The 22285-nt window shown below is 62.7% G+C and carries 20 protein-coding genes and 1 pseudogene; 13 read left to right on the top strand and 8 right to left on the bottom strand.

Annotated features, from left to right (window positions below):
* Positions 1-35 precede the first annotated feature (35 nt).
* The 5 genes from nadS to zorA all read right to left on the bottom strand — a co-directional run bounded on the left by nadS (position 36) and on the right by zorA (position 8708).
* A complete protein-coding gene (gene nadS / locus SMCB_RS11030) occupies positions 36-380 on the bottom strand; it encodes a NadS family protein (RefSeq protein WP_231851208.1) in 345 nt (114 codons plus the stop codon).
* Positions 346-3819 carry an SNF2-related protein gene (locus tag SMCB_RS11025; RefSeq protein WP_231851207.1) on the bottom strand — a complete coding sequence of 1158 codons (3474 nt, stop codon included), beginning with the start codon at positions 3817-3819 and terminating at the stop codon, positions 346-348. Before SMCB_RS11025 ends, nadS begins: the two co-directional genes overlap by 35 nt.
* 290 nt (positions 3820-4109) lie before the next feature.
* Positions 4110-5939, bottom strand: coding sequence for an EH signature domain-containing protein (locus SMCB_RS11020; RefSeq protein WP_082027371.1), 1830 nt, complete (start codon positions 5937-5939; stop codon positions 4110-4112).
* A 4-nt stretch (positions 5940-5943) separates the two neighbouring features.
* The gene (locus tag SMCB_RS11015; protein WP_045537017.1) at positions 5944-6654 is read right to left on the bottom strand and encodes an OmpA/MotB family protein; all 711 of its coding nucleotides are present in this window, start codon (positions 6652-6654) and stop codon (positions 5944-5946) included.
* Positions 6651-8708 carry an anti-phage ZorAB system protein ZorA gene (gene zorA, locus SMCB_RS11010; RefSeq protein ID WP_045538073.1) on the bottom strand — a complete coding sequence of 686 codons (2058 nt, stop codon included), beginning with the start codon at positions 8706-8708 and terminating at the stop codon, positions 6651-6653. Before zorA ends, SMCB_RS11015 begins: the two co-directional genes overlap by 4 nt.
* A 257-nt stretch (positions 8709-8965) precedes the next feature.
* On the opposite strand from zorA, the gene mnmG reads away from it, so the two are divergent.
* Both mnmG and rsmG read left to right on the top strand, forming a co-directional pair.
* On the top strand, positions 8966-10969 hold the full coding sequence (gene mnmG / locus SMCB_RS11005; protein ID WP_045537016.1) for a tRNA uridine-5-carboxymethylaminomethyl(34) synthesis enzyme MnmG: 2004 nt from the start codon (positions 8966-8968) through the stop codon (positions 10967-10969).
* Positions 10966-11628 (top strand): 16S rRNA (guanine(527)-N(7))-methyltransferase RsmG, encoded by a 663-nt coding sequence (gene rsmG, locus SMCB_RS11000; protein ID WP_045537015.1) that lies wholly within the window; start codon positions 10966-10968, stop codon positions 11626-11628. The genes mnmG and rsmG overlap by 4 nt, the downstream gene beginning before the upstream one ends.
* Before the next feature lie 186 nt (positions 11629-11814).
* Here the strand turns inward: rsmG and SMCB_RS10995 are convergent, their stop codons facing one another.
* Positions 11815-13155, bottom strand: a complete 1341-nt coding sequence (locus SMCB_RS10995) for an IS1380 family transposase (RefSeq protein ID WP_045537014.1) — start codon at positions 13153-13155, stop codon at positions 11815-11817.
* Positions 13156-13293: 138 nt separating this feature from the next.
* Here SMCB_RS10995 and SMCB_RS10990 point away from each other — a divergent pair.
* The 7 genes and pseudogenes from SMCB_RS10990 to SMCB_RS10955 all read left to right on the top strand — a co-directional run.
* Positions 13294-13593, top strand: a pseudogene (locus SMCB_RS10990) (elongation factor 1-alpha C-terminal domain-related protein); the annotation flags it as partial.
* 157 nt (positions 13594-13750) lie between these two features.
* The gene (gene fdxA, locus SMCB_RS10985) at positions 13751-14080 is read left to right on the top strand and encodes a ferredoxin FdxA (protein WP_045535622.1); all 330 of its coding nucleotides are present in this window, start codon (positions 13751-13753) and stop codon (positions 14078-14080) included.
* 9 nt (positions 14081-14089) lie between these two features.
* Positions 14090-14884 (top strand): NAD(P)/FAD-dependent oxidoreductase, encoded by a 795-nt coding sequence (locus tag SMCB_RS10980; protein WP_045537010.1) that lies wholly within the window; start codon positions 14090-14092, stop codon positions 14882-14884.
* A 299-nt stretch (positions 14885-15183) separates the two neighbouring features.
* Positions 15184-15462 carry an OsmC family protein gene (locus tag SMCB_RS10975; RefSeq protein ID WP_034114106.1) on the top strand — a complete coding sequence of 93 codons (279 nt, stop codon included), beginning with the start codon at positions 15184-15186 and terminating at the stop codon, positions 15460-15462.
* A 6-nt stretch (positions 15463-15468) separates the two neighbouring features.
* On the top strand, positions 15469-16629 hold the full coding sequence (locus tag SMCB_RS12255) for an efflux RND transporter periplasmic adaptor subunit (protein ID WP_082027370.1): 1161 nt from the start codon (positions 15469-15471) through the stop codon (positions 16627-16629).
* Between the two features lie 24 nt (positions 16630-16653).
* Positions 16654-17847: an ABC transporter permease gene (locus tag SMCB_RS10960; RefSeq protein WP_034114097.1), complete on the top strand. Its 1194-nt coding sequence runs from the start codon at positions 16654-16656 to the stop codon at positions 17845-17847.
* The gene (locus tag SMCB_RS10955) at positions 17844-18548 is read left to right on the top strand and encodes an ABC transporter ATP-binding protein (RefSeq protein ID WP_045537005.1); all 705 of its coding nucleotides are present in this window, start codon (positions 17844-17846) and stop codon (positions 18546-18548) included. Before SMCB_RS10960 ends, SMCB_RS10955 begins: the two co-directional genes overlap by 4 nt.
* A gap of 15 nt (positions 18549-18563) precedes the next feature.
* Here the strand turns inward: SMCB_RS10955 and SMCB_RS12895 are convergent, their stop codons facing one another.
* On the bottom strand, positions 18564-18923 hold the full coding sequence (locus SMCB_RS12895) for a Crp/Fnr family transcriptional regulator (protein WP_052468512.1): 360 nt from the start codon (positions 18921-18923) through the stop codon (positions 18564-18566).
* A gap of 6 nt (positions 18924-18929) precedes the next feature.
* On the opposite strand from SMCB_RS12895, the gene SMCB_RS12890 reads away from it, so the two are divergent.
* Together SMCB_RS12890 and SMCB_RS10945 are read left to right on the top strand one after the other, a co-directional pair.
* The gene (locus SMCB_RS12890) at positions 18930-19142 is read left to right on the top strand and encodes a hypothetical protein (RefSeq protein WP_052468511.1); all 213 of its coding nucleotides are present in this window, start codon (positions 18930-18932) and stop codon (positions 19140-19142) included.
* 123 nt (positions 19143-19265) lie between these two features.
* Positions 19266-19688, top strand: coding sequence for a DUF302 domain-containing protein (locus SMCB_RS10945; RefSeq protein ID WP_034114093.1), 423 nt, complete (start codon positions 19266-19268; stop codon positions 19686-19688).
* A gap of 180 nt (positions 19689-19868) precedes the next feature.
* Here SMCB_RS10945 and SMCB_RS13140 read toward each other — a convergent pair whose 3' ends face one another.
* Positions 19869-20246 (bottom strand): DUF4143 domain-containing protein, encoded by a 378-nt coding sequence (locus tag SMCB_RS13140; RefSeq protein WP_231851294.1) that lies wholly within the window; start codon positions 20244-20246, stop codon positions 19869-19871.
* A 186-nt stretch (positions 20247-20432) separates the two neighbouring features.
* On the opposite strand from SMCB_RS13140, the gene SMCB_RS10935 reads away from it, so the two are divergent.
* Complete coding sequence (locus SMCB_RS10935) at positions 20433-21206, top strand: ParA family protein (RefSeq protein ID WP_045537003.1); 774 nt, start codon at positions 20433-20435, stop codon at positions 21204-21206.
* A gap of 48 nt (positions 21207-21254) precedes the next feature.
* On the top strand, positions 21255-22235 hold the full coding sequence (locus SMCB_RS10930) for a ParB/RepB/Spo0J family partition protein (RefSeq protein ID WP_045537001.1): 981 nt from the start codon (positions 21255-21257) through the stop codon (positions 22233-22235).
* The last annotated feature ends 50 nt before the right edge of the window (positions 22236-22285 follow it).

Raw genomic sequence — 22285 nt, 5'->3', positions numbered from 1 at the left:
TTGGCTGTATCGGTGACCCGGATTGTTCGCGTTGATCAGGCGTGCAGCGTTTTGAGCGCCACCTCTGGCGCGGAGCGCATGATTTTGAGCAAGGCGGCCGCCGGGCCCGTCGGGTTGCGGCGATGCTGCTCCCAGTTTTGCAGCGTTTTGACGCTGACCTGCATCAACTGAGCAAATTCGCTTTGCGACAGCCCGATTTGTTCACGCACCGACTTGGCGTCCGGCGTTGTCACCTTGAACCGGCGCGAGGCGCTCGCTTGGTCGCGAGCAATCGCCTTGGCTTCTTTTAGGCTTTGCACCAGGTCATCAAACAATGCTTGTTCCATAGCGCGTAGATCCTTCACCCTAAACCCGGCAGTCACTTTGTTGCTGCCAATCATGGTACAAAAGTCTTTCCACATCAAGCATTGTCACGCTATGCTTGGCTAGCAACTGGGCAAGGTGACTTTGGTCGAGAAGCTCTACATCGTTCAAAGTAGCCTTCTCATGCGCGCCGCTGTTGAAAAACTGGTTCGTGAGACCCACCTTCTTGAAGGTCACCCCTGGATGCCTGCGACGATAGAACGCCTCGCCGGCAACTACCTCATTTACGGCGTCCCAGCTCAGCAGACGCCCATCTGCAGCAGAAGACTTGGTTTGTACGAGCTCTCCGTAAGCTCCGCGTATTGCCACGACATCGACCCCGTTGTCGTTACTAGCCGGAGTGCAATAGACGGTATCGAAACCTTGCTTGCTCCACAGAGCTGCCGCAAGTCCCTCAAAGTGCCGCCATTCCATCCGCATTGCTGTGTCTAGCGTTACGACTTCGTCGATGTCTTGGATGAAATCTCCTGGCACGACTTCCTCAACCCGGAAATCTGCAGCGCTGATATCGGAACAGCCGTTTAGCATGTCACCAGCTAGAGAGCGCTTTCTTTCCAATAGTTGATCTAGCTTGACATCAAAGGTTGTGAAGTCATCAGCCGCAACTACCGGGTAATAGACGAACACATCTTTCTTCTGACCTATACGCCAAGCTCGGTCAGAAGCTTGGTCCTCTTTCGCTGGGTTCCAAGTGCGTGTGTAGTGGACGACGTGATTCGCTGCCTGGATGTTGACTCCAAAGCCTACAGCAAGAGGGGACAGGATAATTACGCCAAAGCCAAGCTTCGCTTGGAACGCCTTAATGCGCTTCTGCCTACTCATAGCACTCGTAGCCGATGCTGTCGTGTCGCCATTGATAATGTCTGCCTCGAACCCAAAAACTTCAGCAATGTAATGCTGCAATAGCCTTTGAATGTTCCTGAACTCGCAAAAAATGATGACTTTGTCGCCCTTTGCTTCGATTCGGCGCAACTGAGTCAATAGCCAGTCCAGCTTGGGGGCAGCCTTGCGGTACTGTTCAAGTGGCTCGGGTTTGAAGACTGTCAGGCCATGCCTACGGGGGTCGGTACACACAAGACGAAGGTACTGCAGAAGGCCGAGGTGGTTTTTGAACGGTGTGTGCGACTCTGGGTCGCCACGCGTCTTGAAGTCCTCGATAGCCCTAGCATAGAGCTGACGCTGAGTTGTCGAGAGCGGTAGGCGGCGGCAGTCATCCACCACGACCTTCTTCGGCAGGTCATTAGCTACTTCCAGCTTGGTTCGACGAAGAATCTGCGGGTCGATACGCTGCCTCAAGTCCTCGATGCGCTTCTTGCCCTTCTCGTCTCGGTCATCAATCTCAATCGGTCGGCGGTACATGCGGCAAAACTCATTGAGCGCACCCAATAGCCCGGGCTGGACGTAGTCGAAGAGGCACCACAGGTCAGCCAAGGTATTTTCGACAGGTGTGCCAGTGCAGGCTATCTTGAATTCTGCGTTTTGCTTCTTGGCTGCCCGCGTAACCATCGCCGATGGATTCTTGATGCGCTGGGCTTCGTCGCAGACCATCAACGTCCAGTGCTGAGATGCAAACGAGAACTCTAGGTCGCGCAGTGTCTCGTACGTGGTCAAAACGAGCTTGGCATCACCCACCCAGTTTGATTTCAAGAATTTGACCAAACCGTCTTCGTTCCTGAGTCGCTCATCAACGCTCTCCCGGGGCACGCGAAGTGGAGCGAGCGCCTCTCCGTAGGCAGTCAAAATGCTGAACGCACCCGGGTAAAACTTCTGCGCTTCTTCCTTCCAGTTCTCCAGCAGCGTCACAGGCGCCACCACCAGCATGGGCTTCGTCGCCGGTTCCTCTTCGAGGATAGAGGCCATAAGCGTGAGCAACTGGAGTGTCTTCCCAAGGCCCATGTCATCTGCCAAAACCATGCCCCGGATGTTCAGTCCCGTGCGCAGACCAAAGAGGTGTTGCAGTCTGCCGACACCCTCTAACTGGTGATCGAGCAACTTGGCATCAGGCGCAAGTGTGCGCGGGACACGTGGGTCATGCTGCTTCAGTCGAAGCGCTGCCGATCGTTTCTCCTCGTAGTCAACGGTGTCGATGTTTGGGCGCAGTAACAGAGTCTTCTTCGACTTGGGCCCGGCTGGCTTTCGCTTCTCAGGGTCGAACTTGCGTTCCTTGACCTCATCCAAGACCTCAACGAAAGTGCCGACAATTCGTTTGGCCTCCTCGACCTTGATGGGCTTCGGCAGCCAGGGGAGGGTGACTTCGGCCTCTCCACGGCGCTCCGCCTCGTGAGCGGCCTTACGCAGTGTATCGATAGCTTCGTCATTGACGGGTATCGCGACCTGTTCGGCACTACCTTCAGGGGTGTAGGCGATGATGGGGTAAACGTTTTCAGGGAACCACCCCTCATCCTCCTTCTTCTTGGCGATGAAGGGGGAGTAGTACGGCTTCTCGACCCCAACTCCCTCGACCCGAGACGAGTAGGCAGACAGGTCATGAACTTGGTCGTATGTGACCAAAACCCTCGGCATCAACCGCTGATCGAGAGCGAGACGAAGAGTCTTGAGGTGTTCTTCGGCTTCCGGAAGGAGTTCAAGCTCTCGACCTTCCCAGAATACCAGTTGATGACCGCGCTTTATCGCATGCTCAAGCCGCCCAATAAAGCGCCTCAGCTCTTCATCTGATAAATAAATGACGTTAGCGGAAGCCAACCCTGTATCGTCAGCCCGTTCGATGCTGAGCCCCACCTTTGACGGTACTCCATCCTCGGTTCGCTCCACCAAGGGCGTGAACCGCTCGAAGAAGAGACCGGCATCTAACTTCGCCTGCTCAAACTGCGCTTCGTCGATGACCTTGGAGGCTGCTTCGCCTAGCGTCGCGAAGGGGTTGACCAGAAACGCTTGCGCTCGCGCACCTGCGATACGGCGTGCAGGGAGCCGTTTGACCTGCTCTAAGACTGTTCGAACCGCTGGAGATATGACAACTTGCACAAGGCCCCCGTCTTGGGTGGGCAGGTCATACCGGCTGGATACGTGGTCAAATCGGTCGAATTGGGTGAGCCAATCAGCAGGGGCGTCCTCGAACCCCGGCAATACCTCGATTACGGTATCGTCCGTCACCGCATCGGACTTCCTGAACGCTAGGTCGAGACGCTCAGGAGTCAGAACAACGGTTTTGACCAAGAAGTCACCCAGAACCGCTCTAGCCGCCAATGCATGTCGTCGAATGCGCCCCCAAGCAAGGCGCTGTGTATGTTCAGCGCGCTGCTCGGGAGGCCGCTGAGCGAAGCTCTTGACAGCTTTGAGGAGCCCCCACTGTTCAGGTGTCATTAGCTCGGAGCGACTTCCAATCTGAAGCGATGCTCCTCGGTATTCCGGACTGAAATCTTGGCCTTCCGCATCCACCCAAGGACCGAGGCTGATAGCAAAGTCCTCATCGACCAAAGCACCACGCGACGACAGCATGGGCCGAAGTTTGGTAGTTGTTGGTAGCTCAAGCGCCTCCGACAGCCCATCGTACGCGGGCAAGCTGAGTGCTTCGAATAGGCAGTCCCATGTCAGTAAGTATCTCTCTCCAGCTTCATTCGCAAGCCCATCGTCGAGCATTTGCCGAAGGGCGCCACCGAACCCCGTTGCTTGGAGCGGCTCACCTTCAGCAGCTCGAGGGCTAAGCGTCACGCCTGCTTCAGTGAGTGTCCGGTGCCAACGCTTGTGCTGCTCACTCACGGTGGACCTCTTGAACAAACTGAAGATGCTCATTCCAAGTCCTTCTTCCACCAACCCTTGCCCTCAGAGTACTGAAAGCCCCAAGCCTTCAGGATTCGCCGCGCTTCCGGCGCGTTTGCCATCACCAGCCAAAGAGATCCACCTTTTTCCCTCCGGTCAACGATAGATGCGCTAAATCGCCATGCTAACTTTCGGAGGTTGACCTCGTTGTAGACCTCAGAAGCAGGGATAGGCAGGGTCTTCTGTTCCGGAGCTGTCGGCGTTCTTGGAGCAACCTGTGATTGAACTGGCGCTGCAGACGGCCGAAGAACACCGAAGCTCTGGGGCGAGATGTTCTGGCGCGTCGTATCGGCAGCGGGGGAGGTTGATTGCTGTGGCGGTACTGCGGGTTGAGCAAGAGGTGTATGGCTGCCAGTAGACGCAGGGCTCAACACAACGAGCGGAGCAGACTGCCGACTAGGAACTAGCCCGAACTTGTCTTGGAGTTCTTTCTTGAAGCGGTCTTCCCATCCTGAGTATCCGCGTACAGAGTCTTGATGTGTCAAGTACAAAACACGTGCGTCGTTTTTGAGGGAGTTCCTGCCATTGACCGGAGCGCTTCGGACCGGCTTGGACAGGTCGAACGGTAGGCTGCGCTTGAAGCTGTAGCCATAGAAGGCGTTCGACTCGCCGCTGAACTCGACTGCCACCAAGTCACCCATGGTCATAACAAAGGCGTTGTTGAAGGGCTTGTTATCTTGAAGGCTGACCGTTAAGCCCTTCAACTTTGCTCGCAGCGCCACAAAGTCGGGTTCGTGGGAGTACTTGGCGTGCGTACCTAGTGCGAAGTGAATGTTCTCGATGAGCGGAACATACTTGGCCCAGAATTTCACCCGACGGGTGTCGCTACGCCCATCTTGGACCAGCTTTGTGAAAAACAGCTCAATAAATTCAAGCTTGAGCCAGTCTCCGACCATTTGTCGGGCATCATCTGTGACCCCGCCCCAGCGGTGCTCGTTCGAGGGAAGCCAAGGGTTTCCCCAAGCGTTCACGCTGTAGTCTTTTAGGCCCGAATGCTGAGGCATCTGCGCAACCTCGGCGTAACGTTCCAGTATCACCCGAAGACCACGGTCTCTGAGTACTTCATTTCTGCCTAGAAGCGCTAGAAGGCGCCCGACCATGTTGGTGAATGCGGTATCTTCAAGCTCGCACGCCCTTTTGATATGCGCAAGCACGAGCTCACGTGTGAACCAACTCGCGTCGTTGATGCCCAGTAGTTCACGGACTTGCCTAACCTTGTCTTCCCGACCATCAAGCAAGTCCTGCGCATATGAGGCGCATGGTGTTGGCGAGAACAGCCCTTTGTTCTCAAGGGCGCACTCGACCCAGTCGGGATTGATGGCGGCATCTCTGATGAGCTTGGCCTTATCACAAAGGTAAGCCTGAAGCTGTCGCCAGTTCCTGTGGCCAGTAGCAGGCACATCGCGCCCAAGACCGTCGTAGTCGAAATAGCTGCGCACAAGGCCCTGATAGCATCTGCGAAACTGCCTTGGGCTGGACTCCCAGTTGCGCAGTCCAGTGAGGGCGGCACCGAAGCGCTCTGGCTCTTCGATCAGGCATCGGCGGTCGTTCCACGGGCGCACGGCAAGTCCAAAGGAAACCAGTCGAGCCTGTCTCAGGGACTCAAACCCACGTGCATCCCAGAAATTTTTTACTGCTTCAACCTGTAGGTCATTCGGTTCATAGCTGGAGCTGCCACTACGTACACGCTTTTCGAGCTCAGCAAGCACCCCATCAATCTCGGTACATTGGCGCATGGGTACCGAACTCTGGTTGCTCGTTTGCCTGAGCAGGTCGGATAGGAGTGCTAGCGGGTCCATGGTGTCAAATAGCGCAGGTTCCGAAGCCGCCAGTCGCACCCTGTGGCGGCTTAACGCGCTTCTCATCAATCCCCAGAAACTCGATGCGCATCTCGACTCGCCGGCTTTCTTCAGGAGTGTCTTTTGATGCGCTGAACGCGAAGCCTCCTACTAGAAAGACATCACGTACTTGCGCCTTCTGCGCATCTGTCAAAGGATTTGGGCCATCAGTCTTGAACATGGCGCACAGAACGCGCTGACTGCGCATGAGGCTCAGGTTGAGGTTGGCCAGATAACTGCCCGTCTTGTCGGTATGACCCTCGACGATGATTCGCTTCATGACGCGCTTGCAGGAATCGCTGTCTGCCATTGACAAGAGTTCGGGAACGAAACGCCGCAGCACACCTTCTTGTTCAGGGCTCAGTAATGAGCTGTTGAAAGCAAAGCGGGCTCGGTCACCGAAGTCGATAACGTTTCGGCGCAGGTCGACCCTCACTCCCTCATGTCGCTTGGCTGCCTCTACGGCTAGAATCATGCAGTTGTCAATGTCTGCCCTGTACTCGGCCTCGCGCTTCTCCAACTCAGAGACGGTTCTCGTCACGGCAAGCAGGGCAATAGCCATTACAACCAAAAACAGGACCATGAGTGCCGTCATGAGGTCGGCAAAGGAAATCCAGAACGGCTTCTCGGGTTCGTCCTTGCCCCGTTGCTGAGAGGGGCTACGGCGTCCAATCACTTGCTTCGCTCCTTGGGAGTCGCGGTGCTAAGCACATCATCGAGCTCCTTAATGGAAGTTCCAAGGAGCGCCACGGCCGATGAAAGCTTGGTATGGAAATCGTGGGTGTTATCCTGCACGGTCTTGAGCATGGCTTCGCGAAATGACTCGTGCGCCTTAGCAAGGACGTTGGCTACGCCAGCCATGAACTGCTCAGTTTGAACTTGGGCCTTACTGAGCTCCTTGGCGGCTGCTTCAATACGGCGCAGCACATCCGAGGTAATGCTGACGTCAGTCTTGGCGTTCGCGACCAGACCGTTCAGTTCGCTGACAAGTTTACCGACAGAATCACGATGCACCTTGTAGTCTTGAACCCCTTGATGCAAGGATGACGCTGCGACGGTGAGCGACGTGGTCAAGTCGGACAGCTTGGTTGTGACTGTTGCGGCTTGATTCATAGCGCCAGCAACCTTGTCTGAGGCGGCGGTGAAGTTTCGACTTGCAGTGTTGATTTGATCCGCGCCGACGCTGAGCCGAGAGATGGCCAATGTTGTCGTGGCGCCGAGAGAGGCGGTGCTCTCTTGCATTTTTGTAGACGCGGTGGCAATCTGCTGCACCAGTTGCTCGACTGAGCCCATTAGCCCGGAAACGGCGGACTGAGTTCGCTCGTTCGTCTCCTGTTCACGCTTGCGGCCGGCATCCATGGCATCGCGCTGTTCGGTTTGGAACTTTTGGAGCATCCCACCCATCTGCTCGCCCAGTGTTTGGAGGGTGGACTGCACCTTTGCACTCGTTTCGGTTTGCGAGGAGGCGACCAAAGTATTGATTTGGTCCACAAGCTCCATGGTACGCGTGTTTATGCTCTCCTGCCTTTGCTCCATCTTCTCGATGGCTTCAGCCATGCGCTTGGTCATCTCGTCACTTGACACCTTGCCAGCGTCTTGCAGGGCAACCGCCAGTTCGTTGAGCTTGGTGACTGCGTCTTGCATGGTTTGTGCGGTGCGCTGATTGAGCTCGTTGATACCAGAAATTTGACCACCAAACAGGTCGTTTAGCTTCTGGCTGAAGCTCGTCATGACGTCTTGGAGCATATTGATGGCAGCGGCTGATTGGTCGCCGCTGGCCTGTTGGACGGCGGTCTTGATGTCATGCAGCGGAGCTGCAAGGCTACCCGTTATGGCACTGGAGATTGTTGACCCAAGCGCTAGGTTGTTGTCTCGGGCAGCCTCAATCTGAGTATGCGTTCCTTCGGTTAAACGCTCCTGAAGTGCTGTGGCTAGGCGCTCTAGAGTGGCGGTGTGCTTGTCGCTGAGATCTTGAAGAATCGGACGAAGGTCCTTGAGGAGCTCTCCCTTGAGGTGCTTGAGCTGCGTTGCAGTCTCTTCAGTGTGAGCTGCTGTCAGCTCAAGAAACTTCTCGGCGACGGCGGCTTGGAACCTGCGGTCAAGGCTCGAAGCGATGGCGTCCACCTTTCCGTAAAGATTGGTAAGCACCAGCTTCTCGACGAAAGTGACGACGATAGCCAAGGTGATGGCTGCAGCCGATATGAGGAAGGCCTCGCCCACTGAGTGCATGAGCGACTCGAGGCTTCCTCGAACTACGTCGGCGTCGGCACTGACTTCAAAACGGCGCAGGCCTTCGATTAGACCGAAGAAGGTGCCGATGACGCCCAGCCCCGTGAACATTCCGGGCACGTGTTTAAAAAACTCTGCGCCAACTCGCTGGTCAACAGCAAGTTGCGAGTTCCACACCACCTCTGCTGGTGCAGTGGATGCCCAACGAACCGTCGAGATGCCGTCGGTTGCTTCGCCTGGGACGGCGTATAGGGTCTTCTTGTACTCGCGCCATAAGTGGGCAAGTTCACCCTCCTTTGGGAACGCCACATCCAACGCCTGCGGGTCTCTTGCATCCTTGAGGCTCTTGTCTTCAAGGCTCCGAAGAACATTCTTCAAGAGACGAGTTTGGCGCCAAGCTGGGATGCAAAAACCTATGAGAAACACAAGCAGCAGGACCAAAAGGGCGCCGCCGGTGATGGCAAGGTGAAGCGGAATGGAGGAGAGGATCTGAAAATTCATAGGGCGTGACTCGATTTCTTGTTGCGGCAGCCTGCTGGCTGCTATCCCTTGTTTAGCCTTGTAACGACCCGTGGCCTCGCGCCTGTAGTCTAGCTTAAAGGCTGAGGCGCGCTCAATCACGATACTCGGCCATACACAATGGCACTGCACCATCGTTCACGTGAAACCGCCCCCGACTCGTACAATCGTCAGCCTGCAGCCCAGCCCCGGATGGCTGGCTGCGCATGTGCAACCCCAGGCCCTAGATTGTGAGCCCCATGTGGTACCCGGAAGAATTTGATGTGATCGTGGTCGGTGGCGGGCACGCCGGCACCGAGGCCGCGCTGGCGGCGGCGCGCATGGGTTGCGCCACCTTGCTGCTCACGCACAACATCGAGACCTTGGGCCAGATGAGCTGCAACCCCAGCATCGGCGGCATCGGCAAGGGGCATCTGGTGCGCGAAGTCGATGCGCTCGGTGGCGCCATGGCGCTGGCCACCGACGCCGCCGGGATCCAGTTTCGCATCCTCAACTCGAGCAAGGGGCCGGCGGTGCGCGCCACCCGCGCCCAGGCCGACCGGGTGCTGTACAAAGCCGCGATCCGCCAGCGGCTGGAAAACCAGCCCCATTTGCAACTGTTCCAGCAAGCGGTCGATGACCTGCTGCTGGACGGCGACGGCAGCGGCGCGCGCGTGGCCGGCGTGGTGACGCAGACCGGCATCCGCTTTCGCGCCCGCGCCGTGGTGCTGACCGCCGGCACCTTTTTGGATGGCAAAATCCACATCGGGCTGGATAACCACCCCGGCGGCCGCGCTGGCGAGGCGCCGGCGCAGCGCCTGTCGGCGCGGCTCAAAGAGCTGCAACTGCCGCAAGGGCGGCTCAAAACCGGCACGCCGCCGCGGCTCGATGGTCGCAGCATCGACTTTGCGCGCTGTGTCGAGCAGCCCGGCGACGGCATGCCGGGCTCCGACAGCGCCGGGCGGCCGCTGCCGGTGTTCAGCTTCATGGCCCGCCCCGAGATGCACCCGCGCCAGCTGCCGTGCTGGGTCACGCACACCAACGAGCGCACGCACGCCATCATCCGCTCCGGCTTTGATCGCAGCCCCATGTACAGCGGCCAGATCGAGGGCGTGGGGCCGCGCTACTGCCCAAGCGTCGAAGACAAAGTCAAGCGCTTTGCCGACAAGGGCAGCCACCAGATCTTCCTCGAGCCCGAGGGCCTGAGCACGCACGAGTTCTACCCCAACGGCATCTCCACCAGCCTGCCCTTCGACGTCCAGCTCGCGCTGGTGCGCAGCATCGAGGGCCTGGAGCGCGCGCACATCCTGCGCCCCGGCTACGCCATCGAGTACGACTATTTTGACCCGCGCGCGCTGCGCAGCAGCTTCGAGACGCGCCAGATCGGCGGCCTGTTTTTTGCCGGGCAGATCAACGGCACCACCGGCTACGAGGAAGCGGCGGCGCAGGGCCTCTACGCCGGGCTCAACGCCGGCTTGCAGGTGCGCGGGCAGCAGCCGTGGTTGCCGGGGCGCGATCAGGCCTATCTGGGCGTGCTGGTCGATGACCTGGTGACCCAGGGCGTGAGCGAGCCCTACCGTATGTTCACCAGCCGCGCCGAATACCGGCTGCAACTGCGCGAAGACAACGCCGATCTGCGCCTGACCGCAATCGGGCGCGAGTTGGGTTTGGTGGACGACGCCCGCTGGAGCGCCTTCAGCCGCAAACGCGACGCGCTGGCGCGCGAGAGCGAGCGCCTAAAATCGACTTGGGTCCATCCGCGCACCCTGTCGGCGCCCGAGGCCGAGCGCGTGCTGGGCAAGGCGATCGAGCGCGAGTACCCTCTGTTCGAACTGTTGCGCCGCCCCGGTGTGGGCTACGAGGCGCTGCTGAGCCTAGAAGGCGGGCGCTGGCGGCCGTCCCCAGCTGTGGACGTGACTGATGACCCGCGCCCCTTGGTTTCACGTGAAACCTTGGGCGCCGACTACGAGGCCGTGGTCGAGCAGCTCGAAATCGCCGCCCAGTATGCCGGTTACATCGAGCGCCAGCGCGACGAGGTCGAGCGCAGCGCCGCTTACGAAAACCTGCGCCTGCCGGCAGACTTGGACTACCACCAGGTGACGGCTTTGAGCATCGAGGTGCGGCAAAAACTCACGGCGCAGCGCCCCGAGACGCTGGGCCAAGCGGCGCGCATTTCGGGCGTCACGCCGGCGGCGATTTCGCTGTTGCTCATCCACCTCAAGCGCAGCCGCAGCCGCGACTTTGCTGCCACCGGCGCCGCATGAGCCACCCGCTCGCCGCAGGCCTGCGCGACGGCTTCGACGCCTTGCAGCTGAGCTTGAGCGCAGCGCAGCAGCAAACCCTGCTCGACTACGCCGACTGGCTGGCCAAGTGGAACCGGGTCTATAACCTGACGGCGCTGCGCCAGCCGCAGCAGCTGCTCACGCACCACCTGCTCGACAGCTTGGCGGTGTGCGTGCCGGTGCAGCGCCAGCTGAGCGCGCTCGATCTGCCGCACGCGCCACGGTTGCTCGATGTGGGCTCGGGCGGTGGCCTGCCGGGCGCGGTGCTGGCCATTGCCTGCCCGGTGCTGTCGTTGCGCTGCGTCGATGCGGTGGCCAAAAAAGCGCTGTTCATCAGCCAAGTGGCGGCGGCGCTGCGCCTGCCCAATCTGCAGGGGCAGCACGCGCGCGTCGAGCACATCGTGCAGCCGCACGATCTGGTGCTGTCGCGCGCCTTCGCCTCGTTGGCCGATTTCACCCGGCTGTCGCAGGGGGCGCTGGCACCGCAGGGGCTGTGGCTGGCGCTCAAGGGCAAGGTGCCGCACGACGAAATCGCGGCGCTGCCGCCCGAAATCGAGGTGTTTCACGTGGAACCGGTGCGCGTGCCCGGCCTAGACGCCGAGCGCTGCTTGGTCTGGATGCGGCGGCGCGGCGGCGTCTGAACCCTTGGCCGCCAGCCGCGCTGTGCACAGCGCATCGATGGCATCGAACACCCGTTCAGGCACACGGTCGGCGTATGACTTGCGCTTGTTCTGGGAGATCAGGCCGCCGTTTTGCAGGGCGACCGTAATGAGCGTGCAAAGGTCGGCGTCGCGTCCGTCGTGATCCGCTTTAACCCAGATTTTCCATTAGCCACTTTGAGGGGCGAAGCTGATGGTAGGAGGGCGCGAAGCGTTGGCCCAGAGGCCGGAGAACCAGTCGCGTTTTCGACGCGGAAGGGATAGGAGCAGATGGCTCTTGTCGCTGCATTTGTCCCAAGAGCCGCCGATAGCCAGAACCAGCCCATGCAGGGTGGAAAGAGTATGCTGAACCTGGCTTCTCATCACGGCCTGGCGCAAGACGCTCATCAGGTTGTAGGCCAGCATGGCAAAGCCGAGGGCGGCCTCTGTCGCCCAGAAGTCGCGCATGTTGAAGGCATCCAGCCCGAAATCGGCCTTCAACTCCTTGATCCGGTTCTCACAGTCCGCACGCCCCCGGTAGAGGCGCCAGACCTCGAGCATCGGCAATTCCAGCGTGGTCACGAAGGCCCCATAGCGCCAGCCCTGGATGTCCGGGTCGTCGGCAAACAGGGACAGGCTCTTTCCGGGCGCAGTCTTGCGCTTGACCGACTGGCGCACCACGATGATCCGCCGGGGTGCGGCCCAGCCTTGCGCCTGATAGCGAAGCTCGGTCAGTTCCAGTCCCGTTTCCAGTGCCCACCAGCCTCCCGTCTGATAGATCGTGCGCTGCAACGCCTGGGTCAGCTTGGCGGCGATCACGTAGGGGATTTGCTTGGCTTCGAGGACGGTCAGGAAGGCGTTGTCGAAGAATCCGCTATCGGCGCGCAACAGCCCCACGACCTTGTCGCCCAGGTGCGTCAGCGTGGGTTCGAGAAATTGCAGGACGTTGTTGGCGCTGGCGGCGTTTCCCGGTCTGAGCCAGAAGTTGGCGACCAGGCGGGCTTGCGCTACGAAGGCCAGCAGCGGATGGTGGCTTGCCCGGCCATGCTTGGCGGGGTTGTAGCCCCGGCTCGCCCCTTCCTGCTCTCCGTTGCGCGTCACGACCGTGGAATCAAGATCAAGCGTCAGTCTGGACAGCGATGCCAGCTTGCCAAAGAACCATCGATAAGACTCGGCCAGCACGCGCTCATTGGCCAGCATGTCGAAGCGCGCAAACAACCGCTGGATGGCTTTGAACTCCGCTGCGCATTTCCACCCGAACAGCCGGGTCAGCGTGCGGTCCAGCCGTACGACCTCGGCATGGGCGAAGCGGCAGGCTCCGCACCAGATCGAGACGATGAATTGCTCGACCAGTTGCAAGGCGGGATACCCCCGATTCGATCCCGACTCCGGCAATCCCCATCCCGCGACCGCTTGCTGGAATTCCATGCTGTCAAGCATCCGCTTCAGAAGCGCCAGACCACCCCACGCGGTCACTTCGCGATCCGTAAAACCGACCGAGAACCCATCCCCAGATAGCACGCGACTCATGCAACCCTCACGTAACCAAATGATCCGCAAAGGATTCGGCTAATGGTTTCCATTAGAACCTCCGCCCAGTATCAGCCACCAACTCCCCGCTTCATTCTCGCTCAACCGGGGCTGGCGGGGCTAATGGAAAATCTGGGTTTAAGCGCCACCCTGGCCTGGCTCGACGACGAACCCCTGCAACCCGGGCGCCTGTACTGGGCGCTGCACCAGCACCGCTGGGTCAAGGCCAAGGTCACGCGGGTGCTGCACCGGCTCGACATTCACACGCTGGAGCAACAGAGCGCCGAGCGGCTGGAAGCCAACGGCATCGGCCGCGTCGAGCTGCAACTGCAAGCGCCGCTGCCGGCGCTGGGCTACGCGCAGTCGCGCGCGCTCGGGGCCTTGATTTTGGTGGACAGCGCCAGCCACCGCACCGCCGCCGCCGTGCTACTGGATTGACCACCCCCCTCACGGGCGCCCCCCTCACGGGCGCCCCCCTCACGGGCGCCCCCCTCACGGGCGCACCCCTCACGGGCGCACCCCGAAGCCCTAAAATCCGAGCTTTCGCCCTTCCCCGTCCTTTAGCCCGCGCCCCGAGCCACCGAGTCACCGAGCCATGACCCACGTAGTTACCGAAGCCTGCATTGCCTGCAAATACACCGACTGCGTCGATGTCTGCCCCGTGGATTGCTTCCGCGAAGGCCCCAACTTCCTCACCATCGACCCCGACGAGTGCATCGACTGCGCCGTCTGCATCCCCGAGTGCCCGGTGAGCGCCATCTACCCCGAGGAAGACGTGCCCAACGACCAGCAGCATATGATCGCCCTCAATGCCGAACTGGCGCGCCTGCCAGGCTGGAAAAGCATCACCAAGCGCAAGTCACCGCTGCCCGACGCCGATGACCACAAAGACATGACCGGCAAGCTGCCTCTGCTCAAACGCTGACAACTCCCCTTGGCCGCCACGCCACCGCCCATCGAAACCGAGGCTCTGATCATCGGGGCCGGGCCGGCTGGGCTATTTTTGGCCTTTCAGCTCGGGCTGCAAGAGATAGGCTGCCACCTGGTCGATGTGCTGCCCGAGCCCGGCGGCCAGTGCGCCGCGCTCTACCCCGACAAACCGATCTACGACCTGCCCGGCCTGCCCGTGTGCAGCGGCCGCGAGCTCACCGAGCGCCTGCTGCAGCAGCTGCGCCCCTTCAACCCGCCGCTGCATCTGGGTCAGCTCGTGAGCAGCGTGCAGCGCCAGCCCGACGGGCGCTGGCTGGTGCGCAGCAATGGGCAGAACAACGGGCCAAACAACATTCAGGCGTGGCTGGCGCCCACGGTGTTCATCGCCGCCGGCGTCGGCGCCTTTGTGCCACGCAAAGAAGCCCTGCCCGAGCTCGAACCCTTCGAGCACAGCGCGCCAGTCCAAGTCTGCTACCATGGCCGGCCCACCAAGGCCGCACTGGCCACTGCACGGCACGTCGTGGTGTACGGGGGCGATGCGGCGGCGGTGGAGCTGGCGCTGCAGCGCAAACTGCTGCCCGTGGACAGCGCCACCATGGCCAGCGCCGAACCCGGCCTCTACGCCGTGGGCGACATCAACCACTACCCCGGCAAGCGCAAACTCATCGTCTGCGCCTTCCACGAAGCCACCCTGGCCGCCTTCGCCGCCGCCGCCCAACTGCGCCCCGGCCAACGCCAGCTGCTGCAATACACCACCACCAGCCCGCGCCTGCAGCAGTTGCTGGGGGTGGGGGGGTGAGGCGGGGGCAGGATGGCCAGCAGCAGGACCGGTGTGACCGGCAAACCGCCGCAGTTGCGCTCGCTGGTTCTGGCCCCTTAGATGGGAAGGCATCGCCGAATCATAGATATCCAGCGCGCACCTGCTGCGGGTGAAACGGCGTCGGCGCTCCGACGTTGAGGCTCCTTGCGGGCTCGCGCTGCCTTCGACCAACGCACCCCCCATCAGCCACTCTGGTTGCAGACCGTGCCCAGCGGCCCCAAGTACAATCAACCGCCGACATACCGTTGGTGTCGAGTTTTGAAAAAAAGGGCCATGCCATGAGCGAAATGCCGTCATTTAAACTCGAACTGGAGCAGCAAAGCGACTATGAATTTCGGGTCAAGTTCGATTGGCCCGGGGTCGATGAGTTGCTGCTCGACGAACCGGAGCGGCTCGGGCACCCGGCTGGTCCGAACGCAGCCCGCCTGATCGGCGCGGCGGTGGCCAACTGCCTGTCGTCGAGCCTGCTGTTCTGCATGCCCAAGTTTAAGCAGACGCCCAGCACGCTGCGTGCTGAAGCGAGCGGAGAGTTGACGCCTAACGAGCAGGGTGCCTGAGGTCGTATGTCAGTGAAACGAAGCAAGCGGCGCGTCCCGGCGCTCGTCGTCGGCCTCGTGCTGGTGGTCGCAGCGGGGGCCGGCTATTGGCACTTCGGACGGGCTGTCGCAGTGCCGATCGTCGAGGCCGTGCAGGGCACGGTGGCCCAGCGCGTCGTCGGCCCCGGCACCCTGCAGGCGCGCGTGCCGGTGACGCTGGCCGCGCGCATCACGGCCACGGTGCAGCAGGTCAACGTGGACATAGGCGACGAGGTTAGGCGCGGTCAAGCGCTCGTGCAGCTCGACGATCGCGACCTCGCTGCCAAACGCGGTGTGGTCGGCGCCCAGCAGACGGCGCTGGCGCGCAACGTCGACGCGGCCAAGGCGAGCGTCGCCAAGGCGCAGGCCGAGCTCGAGCTGGCGCGCAGCAAGCAACAGCGCGACGCCGAGTTGCTGCGCAGCGGGTTTGTTTCGCAGGCCGTGCTCGATGGCGCCGACGCCGCGTTGCGCGCCGCGCAGGCCAACCTAGACAACGCGCGCGCGACCCACGCCGCGCGCGCGGCCGAAGCGAGCGCGCTGCAGCACGAAGCCCGCTATGCCGACGCCGTGCTGTCGTTCACCCGCATTGTGGCGCCGATGGATGGCGTCATCATCGCGCGCCAAGCCGAGGTCGGCACCACGGTCGTTCCGGGCAGCACGCTGCTGCGCATGGTCGATCCGGCCACGCTCTGGGTGGCGATGAGCGTGGACGAGTCGGTGCTCGCCCGCGTGCTGATCGGCCAAGTGGCGAGCATCCGCATGCGCAGTGGCGAGGTGTTGCCGGGCAAGGTCGCACGCATCACCCACCAGTCCGACGCCGCGACGCGCGAGCTCGAAGTCAACATCGCTTTCGACAAACCGCCGGCACGCTTCGCGATCGACCAAGAGGCCCAAGTCTCGGTTGATACCGGCGCGGTGGCGGGCATCGCGGTGCCGATGACGGCGCTGACCCGCGACCGTGAGGGCCGCCAAGGTGTCTTGATCGTGGTGGACGCGCGAGCCGAGTTCCGGCCCGTGCAGACCGGCGCCAGCGATGGGCGGCTGGCGCTGATCACCCAGGGGCTGGCCGCCGGCGAGCGCGTCGTCGCCGCGGCCGACGGCGTCAAGGCCGGCATGCGTGTGAAAGCGTTCGACGCGCCCGCGCGCTGACCAAAGCGCCACGCAAGACACGTCATGGACCTCGCCCTCAAGGACATCCGCCGCCACCTCGGCAAGTTCATCGCCACCATCGTCGGCGTGGCGATGCTGCTGACCATCGTGCTGGTGATGAACGGCATCTACCGAGGCAACATCGCCGACGGCGTCTGGCTGATCGACAACACGGCCACCGACCTGTGGGTCGTCGAGCGCGGGCGCGGCGGGCCCTTCAACGAGAGCTCGCGCATCCCGCTGGACAGCCACAAGAGCGTGGCTGCGACGCCGGGCGTGGCCAAGGCCAGCCCGCTGGTGATCTTCTCGGCGCAGCGCCAGATCGGCGCCAGGAACCAGCAGTTCACGATCATTGGCTACGACGTGTTCGGCGGTCTGGGCGGTCCCGCGCGCATCGCGCGCGGGCGCGGCATCGAGGCGGCGCGCTACGAACTGGTGGCCGATGGCAAGCTCGGCTTGGACCTCGGCGACAAGGTGCGCTTGGGCATTCATGACTACACGGTGGTCGGCATCACGCAGGGCGCGGTCGATTCCGGCGGCAACCCGCTGCTCTACCTGTCGCTGCCCGATGCGCAGCAGGTGCAGTTCCAGCAGGACAACCGGGCACTGGTCGCGGCGCGCGCAGCCAACCTCCAACGCCTAGAACGCGCCGGCTACTCGTCCGAGCAGGCCGCGCGCCTATTGCCGCTGCTGTCGACCTCAGGCGATACGGTCAACGCGGTGTTGGTGAGGCTGGCTCCCGGCGCCGACGGCGTGCGAGTCGCGCAGCACATCCGCGACTGGCTGCACTTCAACGTCTATACCACCGAAGAGCAGCGCGATCTGATGCTCGAAGGCCGGCTCGCCCGCATGTCGGCGGTGCTCGGGCTGTTCCGCGTGCTGCTGCTGATCGTCTCGATCGTCATCATCGCGCTCATCATCTACGTGCTGACGATCGAGAAGATCCGCTCGATCGCCACGCTCAAACTGATCGGCGCGTCCAACTGGGTGATCGTGCGCCTGATCATGGAGCAGTCGATGGTGCTGACGCTGGCCAGCTTCGCGCTCGCCTACGGGCTGCGCGAATTGATCGCCCCCGGCTTCCCGCGCAGCCTAGCTTTCTTGGCCCATGAGACCGCCATCACCTTCGGCGTGATGCTGGTCGGCGGCGTGCTGGCCAGCGGGATGGCGATCTGGCATGCGCTGCGCACGCCGCCGCAACTGGCGCTCGGGGGATGACGTTGGTCGATGTCCAAAAGCCGGTCGTCGAGGTCGAGGGCGTGTCCAAGACCTTCGGCAGCGGCGAGACGGTCGTGCTGGCGCTCAAGCCTTGTTCGTTCGCGGTCCAAGAAGGCGAGCTCGCGGCGCTGCTGGGCCCCAGCGGCTCGGGCAAGAGCACGCTGCTGCTGGCGATCAGCCTGATCCTAGAGCCGACCACCGGGCGCATCGTGGTCGGCGGGCAGGAGATCTACAACAACGGCTGGACGGAGGTCGATGACCGTGCCTTCCGCCGCCGCAACATCGGCTTCATCTTCCAGCAGCACAACCTGATCCCGTTCCTCACTGCGATCGAAAACCTCGCCCTGGTGATGCAGTTGAACGGCATCAGCCGGCGCGAGGCGACGCGGCGCGCGAAGGAGCTGTTGGGCTACCTTGAGATCGCGCACCGCGCCGATTGGCTGCCAGCCAACCTCTCTGGCGGGGAGCAGCAGCGGGTGGCGATCGGGCGCGCCCTAGCCAACGAGCCGCCGCTGATCCTGGCTGACGAGCCGACCGCGGCACTCGACACCGAGCGCGGCACCAAGGTGATGGCCCTGCTCAAGAAGATCGCGCGCGAGCGCGGCTCGGCGGTGATCGCCGTCACCCACGATCACCGCATGATCGCAGGCTTCGACACCGTTTATCACCTCAACGACGGCGTGCTGCAGCGCATGCCGTAGGCGACTGCCGTGAGCCTATTGCTGTGCAAACTCGAGCAGCGCCAGCCGCGTGTCAAGCCGGCGGAACGCGACTTCCCCGATCAGCCCAACCACCTCGGCCAGCCGGGCTCCATACATGTCGAACACGAAGTGGAAAAAGGCAGGGTGCTGCAGGATCAGCTCCTGGAACAAGTGGGCTGGGATGCACAGCAGCGTCGCGTCGGTTTCGGCGACGCCTCGAGCCGAATACGCGGTCGCGCTCAGCAAGCGTCCGCCCGACAGGATGCAGGCCTCGCCGGGGCTGACGCGGTAGAGCACGATCTCGCGGCCATTCGGCGAGGTCTTGGCCACGCGCACGCTGCCTTCGAGCACCAGCAGGAAACCCTCGCACGGCAAGCGGTCTTGAACAGCACGCTGCCCGCAGGGACTTGGCGCAGCGGTGCGGCGGCCAGCAACTCGGTCAGCCGTACCGCCGGCAACTCGGCCAACACCGGAAAGCGGGCGAGCAGCAGAGCGCCCGTGTTCAAGGTGTCGTTCCTCGGTTGCTTCGTCGAGGTTCAAGCGGTTGCGCGCGGGATGGAGCTGCTGGGTCACGCTGACATGATGGCATACTGACGTTCTTCTAGGATCGCGCGGAAAGTGCAAGGCAGTCAGGCGTGACGGAAATCCACGCGAGCGACCTTGCGCGCTGCGCGCGACCTGCGCAACACAGTCCAGTAAGCAAAGGAGGCCTCCCTCATGAACATACCCTCCTACGCCTTTGCCGTCGAACTCGCCCAGCCGCTGCCGGCGGCCATTGAGACGCTGCGCGCCGCGCTGGCCGCCGAGCAGATGGGCATCGTCAGCGAAGTCGATGTGCAGGCCACACTGAAGGCCAAACTCGGCATCGACTCGCACCCGCAGAAGCTGCTGGGCATCTGCAGCCCGAAGGTGGCGCACGCGCTGCTGGAGGCCGAGCCCGACATCGCGGCGCTGCTGCCGTGCGGCGGCGGTGCGACCGAGTCCAGCCCCGGCCGCACGCGCATCGTGCTGCAAGACCCGCGTGTGATCGCCGCCCTGTCCGCCAACACCGACGTGCACGCGGCCTGCGAACTGGCGCACGCGACGCTGCGCCGGGTGCTTGAGCGGCTCAATGCCGCAGAGCGGTCGGCCACGCCCTGAGAGAGGCTGAGACCGTCGCGCCCTGCGAGGTGCCGTGCCGTTGATGACAACGATGCGGTCAGTGGCTGCAGAAGCGCCAGCGCCGGCTTCGATCGCGGCGCGCACCCAGCGCCAGCAGGTCGGCGGCGGCGGCGTCCAGTAGGCCATCGTTGTCAGACCAGATTTTCCCCAGAGTCAGCCCTACGCCCCCCACAGCGTAGACATCGGCACCGCCCAGATTCCGTCGCCCAAGGGCAGCGTCTCGGCGCCGTCGTACAACAGCACGCCCAGCTTGAACTGGCTGCCCGCGAGGCTGGCGAGCTTCTTGAGCCCTCGCAGATCGCTAGGCTTGACGGTGGCGGCGGCCTTGACCTCGACCCCCACCAACTGCCCGGCGGCATTTTCGAGCACCACATCGACTTCGACCTGGTCGGCGTCGCGGTAGTGCAGCAGGCGATAGTCGCCCTCTGCCGTGGTCGTGTGCTTGAGCAGTTCCGCAAGCACAAAGGTCTCGAGCACGTTGTCAAAGCGCGTGCGGTCTAGCTGCACCTCCTCGGCGCCCAGATCGAGCAAGGCCACAAGCAAGCCAGAATCAACAAACTGCAGCTTGGGTGGGCGCTGGTGCCATGCGTGCCGTTGGCAGGCAGCCACAGGCACGGGTGTTTGCGCTGCACTAGGCTTACACTCTGCCCCACGGCAACGCAGCGCGCCCAGCCGCAGCCAGCCCCCAGCCGTACTCTCAATCGCTCGCCGTCCACGTTTTCCATGGCCAAAACCTTCTGTGTCGCCAACCAAAAAGGCGGTGTAGGCAAGACCACCACCGCCGTCAACTTGGCTGCGGGCCTGGCGCAGGTCGGGCAGCGGGTGTTGCTGATCGACCTGGACCCGCAAGGCAACGCCACCATGGGCTCGGGCGTGGACAAGCGCGCGCTCGAGCGCACGGTCTATGACGTGCTGCTCGGCAGCGCCGCGCTGGCGCAGGCGGTGGTGCCGGCCGGGCCCGGTTGCGGCTACCAGGTGCTGGGCGCCAACCGCGAGCTGGCCGGGGCCGAGATCGAACTGGTCGAGTTGCCGCAGCGCGAGCAACGGCTCAAGCTGGCGCTGGCGGCGGTCGATGCCGATTACGATTTCGTGCTCATCGACTGCCCGCCGGCGCTGAGCCTGCTCACGCTCAACGGCCTGTGCGCTGCGAATGGGGTGGTGGTGCCGATGCAGTGCGAGTACTTTGCGCTCGAGGGTTTGTCGGATTTGGTCGACACCATCAAGCAGGTGCACGCCAACCTGAACCGCGAGCTCAAGCTGATCGGGCTGCTGCGCGTGATGTTCGACCCGCGCATCACCTTGCAGCAGCAGGTGAGCGAGCAGCTCAAGGCGCATTTTGGCGCCAAGGTGTTCGACAGCGTGATCCCACGCAACGTGCGCCTGGCCGAAGCCCCGAGCTACGGCCAGCCAGGCGTGGTGTTCGACCCCAGCGCCCGCGGCAGCAAAGCCTTCGTCGAGTTTGCGCACGAAATGGTGGCGCGCATCGGGCAGCTGTGAACTTCTACCAATCCATCGCCCGCTGGGCTTGACCCCTGTGCACAAACCATGTTGAGCAAAAAAACCAAAGGACTGGGCCGTGGGCTCGAAGCGCTGCTGGGGCCGCGACTCGACGAAGGCCACGAGGGCCTAGACCCGGCGCAGCGCGACCAGCCGCACCAGCTGGCGCTGATCGACCTGGTTCCCGGAACCTACCAGCCGCGCACGCGCATGGACGAAGGCGCGCTGTACGAGCTGGCCGAAAGCATCAAGGCGCAGGGCATCATGCAGCCGATCCTGGTGCGCCGGCTGGCGCAAGGCGATGGCGAGCGCCGCTTGGCTGTGTGGCAGGCGCAGCAGGGGCAGGCCGAGGCGGTGCGCGGCGCGCGCCCGGTGTACGAAATCATCGCCGGCGAGCGGCGCTTTCGGGCGGCGGCACTGGCCGGGCTGGACACGGTGCCGGTGCTGGTGCGCGACGTGCCCGATGAGGCCGCCGCCGCCATGGCGCTGATCGAAAACATCCAGCGTGAAGACCTCAACCCGCTCGAAGAAGCGCAGGGTTTGCAGCGCCTGCTGCGCGAGTTTGGCCTGACGCACGAGCAGGCCGCGCAGGCCGTGGGGCGCTCGCGCAGCGCCACCAGCAACCTGCTGCGCCTGCTCAACTTGAGCGAGCCGGTGCAGGCCCTGCTGCTGGCCGGCGACATCGAAATGGGCCACGCCCGCGCCCTGCTGGGGCTGGAGGGGGCGACGCAGATCACGGCCGCGCACCAGATCAGCGCCAAGGCGCTGTCGGTGCGCGAAGCCGAGCGGCTGGTGAAAAAGCTCTCGGCCGAGTTCCGCCTCACCCCCGTGCCACCGGCAGCTGACAAGCCGCGCGAGCTGCTGCGGCTGGAAGAAGAACTGTCGGACCGCTTTACGGCGCGGGTGGAGTTGCGGCTCAAAAACCCCAGCCGGCGCAGTGGCGGCGGTGCCGCGCAAGGCGAGTTGGCGATCGCCTTTGCCTCGCTCGACGAACTCAACGGCCTGATCGAGCGCCTGCGCGCGGCCTAAACCCCAGTCCAGCGCCCAAGCCAGCCAAGCGCTCCAAACGCCCCCCCCCC

The organism is Serpentinimonas maccroryi, from assembly GCF_000828915.1.
Taxonomy (GTDB): Bacteria; Pseudomonadota; Gammaproteobacteria; order Burkholderiales; family Burkholderiaceae_C; genus Serpentinimonas; species Serpentinimonas maccroryi.
Note: the sequence above shows the minus strand (reverse complement) of the source record. Positions and strands in the feature narration are given on the sequence as shown.